This is a genomic window from Zhenhengia yiwuensis (assembly GCF_014384995.1).
Classification (GTDB): Bacteria; Bacillota; Clostridia; order Lachnospirales; family Cellulosilyticaceae; genus Zhenhengia; species Zhenhengia yiwuensis.
In genome coordinates, this window is the sequence record NZ_JACRSY010000033.1 from 1 (window position 1) to 16,460 (window position 16,460).

The 16,460-nt window shown below is 33.9% G+C and carries 17 protein-coding genes and 1 riboswitch; of the genes, 11 read left to right on the top strand and 6 right to left on the bottom strand.

All coding sequences use genetic code 11. The annotated features are described in order from the left end of the window. The first annotated feature begins 313 nt into the window (after positions 1-313). From H8718_RS15745 to H8718_RS15765, 5 genes are all read left to right on the top strand, one after another. A complete protein-coding gene (locus H8718_RS15745) occupies positions 314-1,249 on the top strand; it encodes an RluA family pseudouridine synthase (protein WP_249333644.1) in 936 nt (311 codons plus the stop codon). A gap of 83 nt (positions 1,250-1,332) precedes the next feature. Continuing rightward, the gene (locus H8718_RS15750; protein WP_249333645.1) at positions 1,333-1,686 is read left to right on the top strand and encodes a hypothetical protein; all 354 of its coding nucleotides are present in this window, start codon (positions 1,333-1,335) and stop codon (positions 1,684-1,686) included. Positions 1,687-1,915: 229 nt separating this feature from the next. Continuing rightward, entirely contained in the window at positions 1,916-2,971 is a 1,056-nt protein-coding gene (locus H8718_RS15755) for an ABC transporter substrate-binding protein (protein WP_249333646.1), read from the top strand. A 207-nt stretch (positions 2,972-3,178) separates the two neighbouring features. Then, complete coding sequence (locus H8718_RS15760; RefSeq protein ID WP_249333647.1) at positions 3,179-4,417, top strand: NAD(P)-dependent oxidoreductase; 1,239 nt, start codon at positions 3,179-3,181, stop codon at positions 4,415-4,417. 119 nt (positions 4,418-4,536) lie between these two features. Next, positions 4,537-4,713, top strand: a riboswitch (Lysine riboswitch). A gap of 133 nt (positions 4,714-4,846) precedes the next feature. Then, complete coding sequence (locus H8718_RS15765) at positions 4,847-6,394, top strand: Na+/H+ antiporter NhaC family protein (protein WP_249333648.1); 1,548 nt, start codon at positions 4,847-4,849, stop codon at positions 6,392-6,394. A 150-nt stretch (positions 6,395-6,544) separates the two neighbouring features. Here H8718_RS15765 and H8718_RS15770 read toward each other — a convergent pair whose 3' ends face one another. Then, a complete protein-coding gene (locus H8718_RS15770; RefSeq protein ID WP_249333649.1) occupies positions 6,545-7,309 on the bottom strand; it encodes a 4Fe-4S binding protein in 765 nt (254 codons plus the stop codon). A 2-nt stretch (positions 7,310-7,311) separates the two neighbouring features. After that, on the bottom strand, positions 7,312-7,680 hold the full coding sequence (locus tag H8718_RS15775) for an ArsR/SmtB family transcription factor (RefSeq protein ID WP_249333650.1): 369 nt from the start codon (positions 7,678-7,680) through the stop codon (positions 7,312-7,314). A gap of 183 nt (positions 7,681-7,863) precedes the next feature. Here H8718_RS15775 and mscL point away from each other — a divergent pair, with 183 nt between their 5' ends. Beyond that, entirely contained in the window at positions 7,864-8,352 is a 489-nt protein-coding gene (gene mscL, locus H8718_RS15780; protein WP_283246250.1) for a large-conductance mechanosensitive channel protein MscL, read from the top strand. A 41-nt stretch (positions 8,353-8,393) separates the two neighbouring features. Then, positions 8,394-8,567, top strand: coding sequence for a DUF6472 family protein (locus tag H8718_RS15785; RefSeq protein ID WP_249333652.1), 174 nt, complete (start codon positions 8,394-8,396; stop codon positions 8,565-8,567). Positions 8,568-8,614: 47 nt separating this feature from the next. Here the strand turns inward: H8718_RS15785 and H8718_RS15790 are convergent, their stop codons facing one another. Both H8718_RS15790 and H8718_RS15795 read right to left on the bottom strand, forming a co-directional pair. Next, on the bottom strand, positions 8,615-9,370 hold the full coding sequence (locus tag H8718_RS15790) for an acyl-[acyl-carrier-protein] thioesterase (protein WP_249333654.1): 756 nt from the start codon (positions 9,368-9,370) through the stop codon (positions 8,615-8,617). Positions 9,371-9,469: 99 nt separating this feature from the next. After that, positions 9,470-10,444: an alpha/beta hydrolase gene (locus H8718_RS15795; protein ID WP_249333656.1), complete on the bottom strand. Its 975-nt coding sequence runs from the start codon at positions 10,442-10,444 to the stop codon at positions 9,470-9,472. 124 nt (positions 10,445-10,568) lie between these two features. On the opposite strand from H8718_RS15795, the gene H8718_RS15800 reads away from it, so the two are divergent. From H8718_RS15800 to H8718_RS15810, 3 genes are all read left to right on the top strand, one after another. Beyond that, positions 10,569-11,444: a DMT family transporter gene (locus tag H8718_RS15800; RefSeq protein WP_249333658.1), complete on the top strand. Its 876-nt coding sequence runs from the start codon at positions 10,569-10,571 to the stop codon at positions 11,442-11,444. A 206-nt stretch (positions 11,445-11,650) separates the two neighbouring features. Beyond that, the gene (locus tag H8718_RS15805; RefSeq protein ID WP_249333660.1) at positions 11,651-11,875 is read left to right on the top strand and encodes a hypothetical protein; all 225 of its coding nucleotides are present in this window, start codon (positions 11,651-11,653) and stop codon (positions 11,873-11,875) included. Between the two features lie 84 nt (positions 11,876-11,959). Continuing rightward, complete coding sequence (locus tag H8718_RS15810) at positions 11,960-12,829, top strand: hypothetical protein (RefSeq protein WP_249333662.1); 870 nt, start codon at positions 11,960-11,962, stop codon at positions 12,827-12,829. A 94-nt stretch (positions 12,830-12,923) separates the two neighbouring features. Here H8718_RS15810 and H8718_RS15815 read toward each other — a convergent pair whose 3' ends face one another. Further along, a complete protein-coding gene (locus H8718_RS15815; RefSeq protein WP_249333664.1) occupies positions 12,924-13,658 on the bottom strand; it encodes a 5'-methylthioadenosine/adenosylhomocysteine nucleosidase in 735 nt (244 codons plus the stop codon). 210 nt (positions 13,659-13,868) lie between these two features. Here H8718_RS15815 and H8718_RS15820 point away from each other — a divergent pair, with 210 nt between their 5' ends. Continuing rightward, positions 13,869-15,239: an MATE family efflux transporter gene (locus H8718_RS15820; protein WP_249333665.1), complete on the top strand. Its 1,371-nt coding sequence runs from the start codon at positions 13,869-13,871 to the stop codon at positions 15,237-15,239. 72 nt (positions 15,240-15,311) lie between these two features. Here H8718_RS15820 and H8718_RS15825 read toward each other — a convergent pair whose 3' ends face one another. Further along, positions 15,312-16,373 carry a PQQ-dependent sugar dehydrogenase gene (locus tag H8718_RS15825; protein WP_249333666.1) on the bottom strand — a complete coding sequence of 354 codons (1,062 nt, stop codon included), beginning with the start codon at positions 16,371-16,373 and terminating at the stop codon, positions 15,312-15,314. Between the last annotated feature and the right edge of the window lie 87 nt (positions 16,374-16,460).

The following is a 16,460-nucleotide window of genomic DNA, read 5'->3' on the forward strand; positions in this document are numbered from 1 at the left end:
GAAGAACTAGAGGAACTAATGCCTTGGGCACCAGAGATTCAAAATAACTGCAAATAATAAATCGTACAACTAGAGTGAAATGCTCCAACTCTAATTGTACGATTTTTATTTTTGGACACCTTCTAATTAATCGCTTACCTTTTAAACGTGAGTTTGGATGTAGAAGAATAAAGAACGCTGTTTAATGACTAGGCAAAGAATTACGTTAGGGCTAACGAGTGAGGTATTTGAGGTAGGTTATTTCAAGCTTATGCTATAATAAAAGCATTAAATGATTATACTTCAACTAGAATGAAAAGAGTAGGGAAAACAGATGACAAGAAGGATACAATATAAGATAGAAGAGCAACATAATGGTAAATGTATTAGTATGTTTTTAAAGGAGAAGGAATATTCAAGAGCAGTTATTATAGAATTAAAGAAAACAAAAACAGGGATTCAGAAAAATGGTACTTGGGCAGGTGTAAATGAAATCTTAAACACAGGAGATATCTTAGAGATATGTTTAACAGAGCAGAGATCTTCTGAAAATATTGTTCCAAAGGAATTGCAGTTAGATATTTTATATGAAGATGAAGATATCTTGGTAGTAAATAAACCCTATGATACGCCTATTCATCCCTCTGTTAATAATTATAATAATACCTTGGCCAATGGTGTTGTACACTATTATCAGCAACAGAATAAACCTTATATATTTCGATGCATTAATCGATTAGACCGAGATACAACAGGGGTAACGATTCTTACAAAGAACTTGATAAGTGCAAGTATCTTATCAAAGAGAATGAAAGAGCGAGGATTAAGCAGGACCTACGTAGCTTTTGTAGAGGGGATTACAAAAGAAGAAGGAACGATTGATCTACCTATTGGGCGAGAGGAAGGAACGATTATTAAACGGAAAATAGATGAAAAAGAAGGCAAGCATGCAGTAACGCACTATTGTAAGCTTGAAGAGCTTCAAGTAGAAGGAAAGGCAGTATCAGTTGTTGCATTACAATTAGAGACGGGACGTACCCATCAGATACGTGTTCATATGGCTTCTATTGGGCACCCTCTTCTTGGAGATTTTTTATACAATGAAAGTAATCATATGTTAACAAGACAGGCATTACATGCCGTATCATGTGCTTTTTACCATCCAATTACTGGAGAGTATAAGAGGATAACAGCACCCCTTCCTAAGGATATGGCAATGCTGATGCAAAGATCAAGTAATGAATCATGTGATTTAGTCGCTAAGTTGTAATAGGATAATTAAAGGTTTTTGTTTTGAAATAGAACATTTTTTTTATAAATTAATATTATAGTATAGAAAGGAGCTGGTAAAAATTGAGATTAGAAGTAAATAATAGTACAAATGTACAGAGTCTATATAATCAATGTAAACAAATGATGTCTTATCATGTTATATTAAAAATGAAAGATGGAAGTGAAGTTGACGGTATTATTGAAAGTGTAGAGCCAGATAAGGTTAATGTTCTTGTTGGTGAGGACGTAATGGTTGGAGGAAGTGGGAATGAATATAGTGCCCAGAGGCAATATGGGAATCCTACAAGATATAGAAGATTTAACCGCAGAAATTATTTACTTGCTAATTTGTTAGCATTAACATTATTACCATATCCATATTATGCTCCGCCATATCCATACTATGCCCCTTCATATCCTTATTCACCTTACTAAAATCTGAAAAGTACAATTGAGTCCTAGGGCATAAATCGAGAGATGCTCTAGGATTTTTTGTATGAAAAGAACTATCATACTGGAAAATAAAGAGAAAAACAACTAAGTGATAAAAATTATCCTTTTCGTATTAAGCAAGATATATTATAATAATCAAGTTAGACTATAAAGTACTATAAGAAAGACCTACTTTAATATAGGAAACATAATGAAAGGATAAATAATCAATATGAGTAAATTAATGAAATTACTAAGTTTAGCAGGTTCTGTGCTCGTAGCAGGTATATCCTTGGTAGGATGTAGTGGCCAGAGTTCAGAATCCATTACCTTCTTTAATTACGGGGAAAATATAGATAAAGAAACCTTAAAACAATTTGAAGAGGAATATGGCATAAAGGTAAAAATGAGTACTTTTGATGATATGGATACAATGTATCTAAAAATTGCGGAGAGTAATGCTCAATACGATGTCATTTTAGTTTCAGATGCCTTAATGCCAAAAATGATTGATGGAGGGCTTCTTCAGGAGCTTAACAAGGAGAATATACCTAATATAGCTCAGATGGATGAAGAGTATTTAAACTTAGAGATAGATCCAGGTAATAAATATTCAGTGCCCTATATGTTTGGGACAATAGGTATTATTTATGATAAGAATGTGGTAACAGAAGAAGTAGACAGTTGGGATATTTTATGGGATGAGAAGTACAAAAATAAGGTTTTCATGTTTGATACCTATAGAGATACCATTGGAGCAGCTTTAAAGAAGCTAGGTTATTCACTGAACTCAGAGAATCCTGAAGAGCTTGAAGAAGCTAAACAATTATTATTAGAACAAAGAAAATTAGTAGATCCTATCTATGGCGTTGACAATGGAACATCCATGATAGCTACAGGAGAGACTGCACTCAATATGATTTGGTCTGGAGAAGGACTCAATCTTCAAGATGAATATCCAAACCTGGTGTATACGATACCAAAAGAAGGAGTAAACTTCTGGATTGATAGCTTATGTATCCCTGCTAATGCCAAAAATGTTGAGGGAGCTGAGAAGTTTATTAATTTCGTTAGTGATAAAGAAAGTGCATTAAGAATAGCTGATGAAATTGGATACACTACACCGAATAAAGAAGCAAGACTTGAGCAACCAGAACATGTGAGAAATAATCCTAATGCTTATATGACAAAGGAAATGATGGATTTAAGTGAATTATATGTACCATTCTCACTTGATGTGAAGAAAATGTATGATGGTATATGGACAGAAATTAAAGTAAGTGAATAATACTATAAAAGTGAAATATCCTAGAACCTAATCATTAATAATTAGGTTCTAGGATATTTTTTTGTCTTATTGTAAGACAAAGTTTGAAAAATAAATAACCCATGGTATAATAAAATGGTAATTATAGGATAACTATTATTTATTAGTAAAAATAATAGTTATGTAAGTGAAAAGTAGATTTGAATAAAAAGAAGGTAAAAGTCAGAGATGGAAAAGTTATTATTAGAATCAGAAAGATGTTATTTATGTAAAAAGCCTAAATGTAAGAGCCATTGCCCAATTTCAACTTCAGTTCCAGAAGTTATTCAATTATTTAAAGAGCAAAAGCTTATAGAAGCAGGGAAAATATTATTTGAGAATAATCCACTGTCTGTTGTCTGTGCAATTGTATGTCCACATGAGAGTCAATGTGTAGGAAACTGTATAAGAGGGATTAAAGATGATCCTGTAGAATTTTGCAGTATAGAAGAGTATGTTTCAAATTATTACTTAGACCATGTTCAATTTGAAGTTCCGAAGGAAGAAAAGGAAAGAGTTGCAATTATAGGTGGAGGGCCAGCAGGTATTACAATAGCCTTTATATTAGCGCTTAAAGGGTATAAAGTTACAATATTTGAGGCACATGAAAAAATAGGTGGCGTACTTAGATACGGCATTCCTGAATATAGGTTATCAAATAGTTTGATAGATAAATATGAGAAAAAGCTTAAAGAATTAGGTGTTAAGATACGTCCAAATATTGTAATAGGGCCTGTTGTAACCTTAGAGAAACTTTTTAATGATGGCTATGAAGCTATTTTCATAGGGACAGGTGTATGGAATCCTAGAACGCTAGATATTAAAGGAGAGACACTAGGGCATGTTCATTATGCAATTGACTATTTAAAAGCACCTCATGTCTATGATCTTGGGCGTAAAGTTTGTGTAATAGGTGCAGGAGATGTTGCTATGGATGCAGCAAGAACAGCAAAGAGAAATGGTGCAGATGAAGTTCATATCATTTATAGAAGTGTACCTGAAACAATGACTTGTACAAAGGCTGAAAGAGATGGAGCCATTAAAGATGGTGTACAATTTGAGTATCTTAAGCAGCCGGTTGAATTAATAGATGAAGGCATTATTTATATAGATACAAAGAGTGAAATTGATGAAAATGGAGTGGAAACATTAACTTATCTTGAAGGAACAGAAAAGTTATATGAATGTGATTCAATCATAGTAGCTGTAAGTCAGTCTCCTAAAAATAATATTGTTATGAATACTAGAGGGTTAGAGACAAATACAATAGGTTTATTAAAAGCAGATGAAACAGGGCACACAACAAGGGAAGGTGTATTTGCATCAGGTGATGTTGTTCTTGGGGCAAGAACTGTTGTAGAAGCAGTAGCACATTCAAAGGTGGTTGCTGAAAGTATTGAAACATACATAAAAAATAAAGGTAAATAAGCTTAAATAGAAGATAGTATTAGCAAAAAAATGTCATATTATACGAGTTTATGTAAAAATTATACTTTACAAGATTAACTTTATAGTATATAGTATGAAAAGAAATAACAATTAAATAAAAAGTAGATAGAGGTTGCGATATCTAAGAGTATGTTTGTGGAGTTAAGCACGTTGAAGCAAACAAAAAGGAGAAGTCGCCGAAGCGTATAGTTAATGCTTTAATACTATGACGTTGGGGTTATGTAGAAGATACATAACACTGTCACAAATTTAATTTGTGGGGAGCTATCACGAAAGTCTATTTGTTAAATGAGAGTAATAACCAGTATTTGGGTACTTACTAATCGGAGATAAAAAAGTCTTGAGTGATTTGCTCAAGACTTTTTTATTTGAATTAAATACATTACAAGAAATTGAAGGGAGATAAATATGGAGGCAATTGATATTGGGGTATTATCGATTCTACCACCAATTATAGCGATCGCGTTAGCATTAATGACAAAAGAGGTTATTTCCTCATTAATCGTAGGAATTTTATCAGGAACACTTATTTATGCTTTTAATACTGGTGGTGGCATAGTTAAGGCTGTAGATGTAACTTTTACATTAATGGCTGAGAAATTAGGGGCTAATGCATCAATCATTTTATTCTTAGGATTCTTAGGGGCACTTGTTGCTGTTATTACAATGGCAGGTGGTTCCAAAGCTTATGGAGATTGGGCAGGAAATAAAATTAAATCAAAAAGAGGCGCACAATTTGGTACAGCATTATTAGGTGGCCTGATCTTTATAGATGACTATTTTAACTGTTTAACAATTGGTACAGTTATGAGACCGGTAGCAGATAAACATCAAATTTCAAGAGCTAAACTTGCTTATATTATTGATGCTACAGCAGCACCAATTTGTATTATAGCACCGATTTCATCATGGGCAGCTTCAGTTGTTTCACAAATGAGTGGATTAGATGTAAATGGGGTACCTCTTAATGGGATGGAAACTTTCATGGCAACTATCCCATACAACCTTTATGCTATTTTAACTTTAATCATGGTTATTGTACTTTGTGTAACAAATATTGAGTTTGGCCCAATGGCCAAATTTGAAAAAGCAGCCAGAGAAGGTAAGGAGCATAAAGGGATGGCAGCTTCAGAAGGCGAAGAAGATGAGCTTTCTAGAGTGAAAATTTCTTCTAAAGGGAAAGTATATGATTTAATTATTCCTATTCTTGCTCTTATTATCTTTGCAGTATTTTCTATGCTTTATGTAGGTGGATACTTTGAAGGTGGTATGACCATAGCAGAAGGCTTTGGGAATACAGATGCAGGTAGTGCTCTTGCACTTGCAGGATTCGGCGCACTTATTGTAGCATTCCTTCTTTTTGTACCACGTAAAGTTATTACATTTAAAGAATTTATGGATGGTATAGGGATTGGTGTAAAATCAATGGTAGGTGCCTTCATTATTCTAACACTAGCATGGACAATAAGTGGTGTATGTAGAGAACTTTTAAATACAGGAGAATTTGTAGGTGGTTTAGTAGCAGCATCTAATATGCCACCAGCAATTATACCAGCTATTGTATTCCTTGTAGCAGGTGGACTTGCTTTCGCAATGGGAACATCTTGGGGAACATTTGGAATCCTTATTCCAATTGTAACAATGATTTGTGCAGCAGTAGCACCAGAACTTATCACAGCAACACTTGCAGCAACACTTGCTGGAGCAGTATTTGGAGATCACTGTTCACCGATTTCAGATACAACTATTCTTTCATCTACTGGAGCAGGATGTAATCACATTGACCACGTATCTTCACAGATTCCATATACTTTAGTGGTAGCAGGATGTTGTTTCATAGGTTATCTTATTGCGGGCGTCACAGCAAATGTATGGATTACACTTGGTAGCTCAATTGTATTATTACTAGGTACGCTTATTGTATTAAATAAAATAAGTAAAAAACACCAAGAATAAAATAAATAGAGTAGAATTTAATACTTATATAAGAATATAAATAAAAAGAGAGCTTAGGCTCTCTTTTTTATTGCTACAAAAAATATGTATTGATAAGACTATGATAGTAGATTAGAAGAGGAGAGCGTATCAACCACTACACCTAGCTATCTAAAGGAAAAGTTCATTTGACTTAGGAGTAGCACATACTTTTTGCATCTTCTTTGATGCAATCAATAAGGCTAATTTATTAAGATTACGAGCGTGCTGTGGGCAAAGAGAAGTACAGCGCATACAGGAAATACATTTAGATTTATTGATGGATGAGGGATTAGCTTTAGAAATAGCTTGAGTAGGACAGTTTGTAGCACATAATCCACATTTGCTACATTTTTTATTTGCTTTCGGTTTTAAAGGAAGTCCTTTATAGACTCTATATGAAGTATTACCAGGGATTTGAATTTCTTTTAAATTACAGTTTTGCTCAAGCTTTTTTCTAATTCTATCTGTAAATCTAATGAGTTCGCTCTCATCATCAGCATTTGGTCGTCCTTCACCAAATTGATGCATAATAGAGTGTTCTGTAACAGCAGCAATTGCAGCAATACAGTGGAAGCTTCTGGCTTTTAAAGTATTTTTAAGTTCAATTAAGGTATCTTCATAGGCACGATTACCATAAGTTACTACTATAATGGTCTGTGCATTTCCGCCTGTCATCTCATTAATGCGAGATAAAGATACAGCTGGAACACGTCCACCAAAGCAAGGAACAGATACAATACAAAGATCATCAGTAGAGAAGGTAAACTGGGAAAAATCTATATCTGGGTTAGATAAATCGATTTCTATCTTAGGACAATTCCATGTTTTACTCATAATATCTGCAACTTTTTTTGTGCCGCCTGTAGGGCTGAAATAAATTTGATAAAGATTCATGCTTAAGTTGCCTCCTTTTTTGTTATAGGGCATAGTTGAGCTATTTGCTCTGCTTCTTTCCAAAATTCAGCGACGAGTTTTAAGCTACTACTTTTGGGGTCAAGAAAGTAAAAGTTCATTGTGCCACATTGATGGACATTAATAATGCCAGCATTCATTAAAATTTTTAGATGATGTGAAACTGTTGTACGAGAGATATTTGTACTCTTTTGTATTTCACCAACACGAATGCCACCTTCGCCACAGTGCTCAATTAAAGTTTTAATAATAAGCTGTCTAGTTTCATCCCCTATAGCTGAAAGTGCAGGTTGGCATTTGATAAATTTTTCTTGGAATAATATACGTTGTTTTTCAAAGTCTGTTTTATGCATATGGAGCTCCTATAATGGTCGATAGATATTGACTATTATAATTTGAAGTTTTTTATTATTCAACATTGGTAAAGAAAATCGGGTTCAATATTAAATGAATATTGATACTTCAATTAAAGATATTTGATTAAAGATGAAAGTATGTTATAAGTAATAAAGAGAATATAAAAGAAAGGTGATAGAATGAATATATTAAAGGAATTCAAAGCATTTGCAATGAAAGGAAATGTAGTGGATATGGTAATAGGGGTTGTCATTGGGGGTGCATTTGGAAAAATTGTAACATCATTAGTTAATGACATGATTATGCCAGTATTTAGTTTATTAACTGGAAGAGTAAGTTTTACTAACTGGAAATGGGTTGTGGATCCACCAAGAGAGGGCTTAGAACCTATTATAATAAACTATGGTTCATTTTTGCAAAATGTATTTGATTTTTTAATTATAGCTTTTTCAATCTTTATTACAATTAAGTTCATCACAAGAATGGCTAATAAAATGAAGCAACAAAAGGAAGAGGAAATAAAAGAAGAGATTAAGGAAGAACCTAAAGTATCTGCTGAAGAATTATTATTAAGAGAAATTAGGGATTTACTTAAAGAAAAGCAAGAAAATAAGGAAGAAGCTTTAATAAATGAGGTAAGTTTAGCCATAGAAAATCAAAAGGAATAAAGTTATACTAAATAAGAAAGTAGAGGCAAAGGAAGAATAAAATGTGTGAGAGTTGTATGCATTTAGAATATGATGAAGGAAGTCAACAATATGTGTGTAGTATTGACTTTATCATGGATGAGGATGATTTGGCAAAAATGAACTATCATCAAAGCAACCATTGTCCCTATTATAAAATAGGTGATGAGTATACTTTAGTTCGTAAACAAAATTAATAGCAGTAATAAAGAGCCTAATGGGCTGTTTATTTTTATGCATTACTTTATGGTAGCGACTTCTTCCATTTGAATTCTAATTTCGTAATAGGTTTATCATGGTTTTTATCAAATATAGTATGAAGAGTAATAAGGTCACTTGCATCGTGATTCATAACATCACTGAAAAGATGTAAGGAACTTCCATCCATCGCCTCCTGTTTAAATAGAATTTTCAGAGTTGAAATTTCATAGTTATTTAAAAGATCTCTAGGTAAAGTATCTACTGCCATTTCAATATATTTGACATTATTTACGTGTTTATTTGCATCAATATCACTGTATCTTATGGTATAATTCTTCGAATACGTAGGATTTTCAAGTTTTATAAAATCATCTAGCGGAAAGGCTTCTTCTAATTCTTTTTCTATGCCATAGATTTTAATTTGTTCAGGTGACATTTTTACAGGGCGTCTTTTATCAAAATCAATAAGTATGGCGGTAGAAAGGCCAGAAACAATGACATGACCTTTTGAATTTCTTATTGTAAAGCTTCTATAGCCATAGAGTTTCTTAATGCCTACAATATCGGTTTCAACGGTAATTGTATCACGAAACTTTGGGTATTCTAAAATATTTAAATCATATTTAAGTAAGACCCAAACACAATTATTGACAAAACCATTATGCGTTTCACCTAAAGCATCACTTTGTGAGACGACCACATCCCATAAATAATTCATAAGAGATGAATATTTACATTTATAATTTGAATCTATATCATAAATATTAATGGTATATTGCTTGCTAAACTTATTACTCATGTACAATCCTTCTTTCGTAGGGAATTTATTTATTTTAATTACTGTAATTTTATTAATCAATAAAATGCACTCCAGTTAAATACTGAGGTGCATTTTTGTTCAGTCATTCATGTACTTATTCAAAAATTGAGTAATAGTGGACCAGTACAAGTCTGGATTAACTTCTCTTGACTTAGCATGGCCAGCACCCTTGATAACTAACTTTTCTTTTGGGGCAGTTGAAGCTTCATAGAGTTCTTCAAGCATAGAGTATGGAACAAAATCATCTTCATCACCATGGATAAATAGAGTTGGTGTTTTAGACTTTTTAACTTGATCGATAACAGAGGCTTCACCTAACCAATAACCAGCACGAAGTCTAGTAACTAGGCTGGCACTATGCATCATTGGAAAGGCTGGAAGTCCAAATAATTCATTAAGTTGATAAGAGAATTGGTCCCAAACAGAAGTATAACCACAGTCTTCGATAATGGCTTTAACATTACTTGGAAGCTCTTCGCCTGAAACATTCATAACTGTTGCAGCACCCATAGAAACACCAAAGAGAGCAATTTGGCTATTATGATCGTTTTCTATAATATAATGAATTAAATCGATTATATCAAGGCGTTCATCCCAGCCCATACCAATATAGTCACCTTGGCTTTTTCCGTGGGCTCTTAAATCTGGAATAATAACATTGTAGCCCATCTCATAGAAAGTTCTGGCATAGGAAGCCATGGATAGACCTTCTGATGTATAGCCGTGTACTGCAATAATCCATTTATTTGAATCAGGTCTGTTAATAACATAATTGTGAAGATTCAAGCCATCTTGGGAGGTTATGTATAAATCTTGATAACCACTATGTTCAAGTAACCATGTTTTATCATCTATAGTTACAGCACCGCTTGTTTCATTTTGCTTTACGGAATCTTTAGGCGCTTCATCATCTGAACTAAATATTAAATCCTTTGGTGTAGTAGGATTTAAGGCTAAATTGTATAAGTAATTGGCACCAAAGCCTATGATTGTTACACCACTAAATAAAATAAAAATTAAAACTCCAATTAAAGCTATTTTGATTTTTTTCATTAGGATACTCCTTGTAGTCATTTGGTGGGACTTATTATAGCATGGAACTTCATGAAAATAAATATTTGATAATCAAAATAATTAAAGATATATGGTATAATACTATATTATTGGAGGTATAAAAATGAATCAGAAATATAAAGGAATATTATACATTGTGTTATCCGCATTTAGTTTTGCTTTTATGAATGCTTTTGTAAGATTGGCAGGTGATTTACCTTCCATTCAAAAGAGTTTCTTCCGTAATTTAGTGGCACTTATTTTTGCAGCTATTGTTTTAAAGAGAAGTAAGATAGGATTTTCTTATAAAAAAGAGAATTTAAAACCATTAATTTTACGCTCTATATTTGGGACATTAGGTATTCTATGTAATTTTTATGCTATAGACAAGCTGGTTTTAGCAGATGCATCTATGCTCAATAAGATGTCACCATTTTTTGCAATCTTATTTAGTTATCTCTTATTAAAGGAGAAGATTGATTGGGTGCAGGCTATTTCTGTAGCAGGGGCATTTGTAGGTAGCTTGTTTATTATTAAACCTAGCTTTCATAATGTAGAGCTTATACCTGCTTTAGCTGGATTTGCAGGAGGTATGGCAGCAGGTGCAGCTTATACATTCGTAAGAATCTTAGGACAAAAAGGAGAAAAGGGACCGTTTATTGTATTCTTCTTTTCAAGCTTTTCGTGTGTAGCCACTTTACCTTTCCTCATTTTTCAATATCATGCCATGTCGTTAACTCAGGTTATTTATCTACTATTAGCAGGGCTTGCAGCGGCAGGTGGGCAATTTGCTATTACAGCAGCTTATTGTTATGCACCTGCTAAAGAAATTTCAATCTATGATTATTCGCAGATTATTTTCTCAGCAATATTAGGTTTCTTCTTATTTGGTCAGATCCCTGATTTTTATAGCGGTTTAGGTTATGTAATCATTTGTGGAATGGCTATTTTTATGTTTTTATATAATACAGGTAAACTAAAGATAGGCGTCAATAAGTAAAGAGGCAATATGGTGTTAGTTTTGTGCAATATTGTATCTTTAGTTTGCTGGAATCTATCCTATAATAATTTCTAAAGTAAGAGATTTTATCAAAAGAAGTATAAACATAAAAAGTGATGGAACCTAATGAAAATGCCTAGAAAAAGTTTGAGCAGATTATAGAGGTAAGTATATTTATAAGTTGATCGAATAAGGAGATAGTAACTATGTATTTCAAACAAGATAATACGTATAATGAAATGAGAAAAAATTCTACTATGCAGTGGCTTACGGAACTTTTAGAGAGTGAGGATGTTGTTAATAAGAATGGGGCTAAGCTAACCATAGAGCATATTGAATATCTTAATTATAAAATTAAAGAGCTTGAAGATAAGAATGCACTCAAAGACGAATTCCTAAAGAAATTAAAAAGTAAAGTAAATAATAAGTAATAAAGGTCCTGCAATATCTTGACAATACTAGTTAGTGTAGGATTTTTAGATAGAGGCTGTTTTGAATAAAAGGAGAATAAGACGATGAAATGGGAAATGAAAAAGGATGTCCCTGTTCTTATTGTATGCGGACAATCTAATGCACATGGGCATGGAACAAGGCTTGCTACTCATGAAATGATTATGGAACCGCTTAGAAATGTATGGGGATTAGACCGTGAGAAGAATCAAGCTTATGGTCTTTCACAAGTAGTATGGAGTGGATTTACATCTTACGGGATGAATTTAGGGGAAGTACAAGACCATACCTGTTGTTTAGCCACAGAGTTTGCAAGAAGTTGGCAAGCTTGTATAGATGAAGGGATGGAGTTGCCGGATTTGTATATTATTCAAATGTCTATTGGAGGTCAAGGCATTGCTAAGTATGAAAAAGGGGATAATAATATGTGGTATCCTAATAGGCCACATATTATGAGGAACGGTGTTCTGGGGCAGGTAGATATCTCACTTTATCCACTGGCCATGAAGATTTTACCGTTGGCTATGCGAAGTATAAAAAATCAGGGATACACCCCACGTGTAATAGGATTCCATTGGAATCAATGGGAGACTGAAGTGGATACAGGAGGAATAGCGGTTGAAGAAGCAAGACAAAATTATAAGATATTATTTGATGGCTTTCGTAAGGCAATAGGGCAAAGTTTTCCTATTTACCTCTATCGTCCACTTAGTGATGTGTACAATAATCCCGAAGGTGTGGAAAGTATAACTAGGTTGTTTAATGAATTAATTCAAGAAGATGACTATATGAAAATGATTGATGTATCTCAAAGTGAGTTGTTTGATGAAAGTAGGCTGGATAAAGGTATTTTCCAAAATGATTTAGTACATTATACAGCTAAGGTACAAAGATGGTTTGCAAGGTATCAGTGGGCAAGCTTAGAAAATAAATGATCACAGGAAAAGTTTTATTTTAGGAGACAGTATGAATAGAATAAAAAAATAGAGGATTAAATGAAGTATACTTCATTTAATCCTCTATTTTTTATTATAGTTCTACTGAAAGCTTCACCATTTGTTCTAATAATAAACTTGCATGTTTAGCTGCTAATGGTAAAAATTCTTCATAAGATAGGTCAGCACTACCGTCTGCCTTATCAGAAATAGCACGAATAATAACGTATGGTACGCTGTTTAAGTAAGCTACATGAGCAATAGCAGCACCTTCCATTTCCACTGCAGAAGGTGCGAAGTTTGATTGAATACGGTCTTTTACTGAGCCACCAGCAATGAATTGGTCACCGCTTGCAACACGTCCTTTAAAGATAGATACACCTTCAAAGTTTAAACTCTTAGCAGCATTTTCAGCTAAATCAATAAGTGATGGGTTGGCTTCGAAGAAAGTTACGCCGAGGCGTGGAATAGCACCTAATGGGTCACCAAACACTGTTGTGTCAACGTCGTGTTGCACAGCATCAGTAGAGATGACGATATCTCCTTGGTTGATGTCTGCATGAAGTGTACCAGCTACACCAGAGTTAATGAGGTAGTTAATATCGAAAAGAGTAATCATAAGCTGTGCGCATACAGCTGCATTTACTTTACCGATACCTGAGCGTGCAAGAACGATTTCTTGGCCATGGAGTATACCTTTATAGAAAGTCATGCCTGCTTTTGTAACTGTTTCAGTTACTTCCATCATTGATTTTAGGATTTCTACCTCTTCATCCATTGCACCAATGATTCCTATTGTTTTGCGAAGTGTTGCATTTATTTGTGTCATATTACTAACGCTCCTTTAATGAAATAAACATAAAGTTTGCTCTATTTATAGCATGTATCTGTTATAAAAGCAAGATATAGAGAGAATTTATAGGACCATAAGCACTTGTAAAAATTAATATATGCAATATAATAGTTTGTGGTAGTGTATAATATTTTGCATTTGTTGAATTTTATTATAAAAGCTTAGAGCTACAGGGGGGATTAGAAGATGCAATCAAATGTAATGTTAATGACTGAAGGATCTATTTATAAGAAAATTATTAAATTTGCCTTTCCGATTTTTTGGGGGAATTTATTTCAGCAGTTATACAATACTGTAGACTCCTTAATCGTTGGTAATTTTTTAGGTAAAGAAGCACTTGCTGCGATCAGTTCAACTGGATCGCTTATATTTTTGCTTGTAGGTCTGGTTGGTGGTATATTCTCAGGTGCTGGTGTAGTCATTTCACGCTATTTTGGTGCGGGGGATATAAAGGAAGTACAAAGGGCTATTCATACAACTATTTGTTTTGGATTAATAGCCGGCCTTACATTAACTGTTCTTGGCTCAGTGTTTGCTCCTGAGATTTTAAAGTTGATGGGAACGCCAGAATCTGTATTTCCTAATGCAGTTCTATATGTAAGAATTTACTTTGGAGGTATACTAACTATTGTTATGTATAACACAGCTAGTGGTATATTCCAGGCAGTAGGGGATAGTAAACGTCCACTTTACTTCCTTATTATTTCATCTATTACAAATGTTGTTTTAGACTTATTATTTGTTGTAGTTTTTAATATGGGTATAGGCGGGGCAGCTATTGCTACAGTTATAGCTCAAGCTGTAAGTGCTTTTTTAGCATTCCGTCATTTAATATGTACAAAGGATGTATATAAAGTAAGTCTTAAGAAAGTTGCTTTGCATATAGATATGCTTAAACAGATTTTAAAGATGGGTATTCCATCTGGTATTCAAAACTCTGTCATTGCACTTGCTAATATTGTTGTGCAATCTAACATCAATTCCTTTGATGCAGTTGCTGTAGCGGGATGTGGGGCTTATTCTAAGATAGAGGGCTTTGTATTTATACCTATTACAAGTTTTGCTATGTCCATGACTATATTTATAGGACAAAACTTAGGAGCTGGTCGGTATGAGCGTGCTAAAAAAGGTACTTACTTTGGGATAGCTGTTTCTACATTACTTGCAGAGACTATAGGGATTATTTTCTTTATTATAGCACCAAAGCTCATCGCATTATTTAATGGTGATCCAGAGGTTATTCAGTATGGTACACTTCAAGCTAGAACCATTGCGTTATTCTTCTTCTTACTGGCCTTTTCACATTGTATGGCAGGTATATTAAGAGGAGCAGGAAAGTCTATTATTCCAATGATGGTTATGTTGGCTTGTTGGTGTGTGATTCGTGTTATTTATGTTACAATAGCGACTCATTTTATACATGATATACAAGTTATCTTCTGGGCTTATCCGCTTACATGGTCGTTAAGTTCTATTATATTCCTCATTTATTATTTGAAATCAAACTGGATGTATACCTTTAAGAAAACTACACCTGAAGAGGTTGTAGAGGCCTAAATATTCCATATAGAACATAAAAAATACCTTAAAATCATACCAATGATTTTAAGGTATTTTTTATAGAAGACTTTAAACTGATCTAGGAATGAGCTGTAATATTTGGTCATCAGCTATGTTAGGGCTACCTCTGCCATCACGATTACTAGTTGTTAAATAAAGGGAGCCATCAGGGCTTTCTATTATTTCGCGTAAACGCCCGTACTCGTTTTTAAGCCATACTTCCATACGTGTTACAAGAGTACCATCTGGGTTTAATAAGAGAGCAAGAAGCTGCTCGCCACGCAAACAAGCTACAAGTAGCTTACCTTGCCATGGACCATGTTTGATAAATACCAGGCCGGAAGGAGCCCAGGTATTTTGCCCACTATGAATTAAAGGTTTTTGAACTATAACATTTGGCGCAATTTCATCACCTTGTACTAGAGGCCAACCATAATTAGCACCAGGATAGATAATATTGATTTCGTCATGAGCAGAAGGACCATGTTCGCAGGCGTATAAGGTATTTTGAAAATTCCAAGTTAGACCTTGAGGATTACGATGTCCTAGACTATAGACAGGAGAGAATGGAAAAGGATTATCAATAGGAATGCTACCATCTAATGCTATACGCAGTATTTTTCCTGCTGTGCTTTGAAGGTCTTGGGCTAGCATGGCATTACCTGCATCACCAGTTGTCACATAAAGTTTTTGATCTGGACCTATTTTTATTCTTCCACCGTTGTGGACCCTTCCGCCAGGTATTTGGTCCAGAATAATACGGTCAATAGAAGCTCTATTACTGATTTCAAGCAATCTTATAACACGGTTGTAGATTTGATTATTCTGAGTATAAGAGTGCATAACGTAGAGATAATGATTTTGAGCAAAGTTAGGGTCTAAAGCAATACCCATTAGACCTCCTTCTCCGGTACTTATAAATGGCGGAGGTAAAGTGATGAGGGGCTCAGAGCGAAGGGTGCCATATTCTATGACTCTAATTGAGCCAGAGCGTTCTGTGAAATACAAGTTACCTTCACTGCTAATAGCTATAGCCCAAGGTACGTATAGATTTTGTGCTATAGCTCTAATAGCATAAGGAAATTGTCTGGATGATAAAATTCTTGAATTTGAAAAGGATATTTTTTGCATATGTCTATTCTCCAGATTATGAATAATATAGGTCTTATAAGTATATTATTCATAACTTGGGATGATGGGACCTCTTAATTTATGATA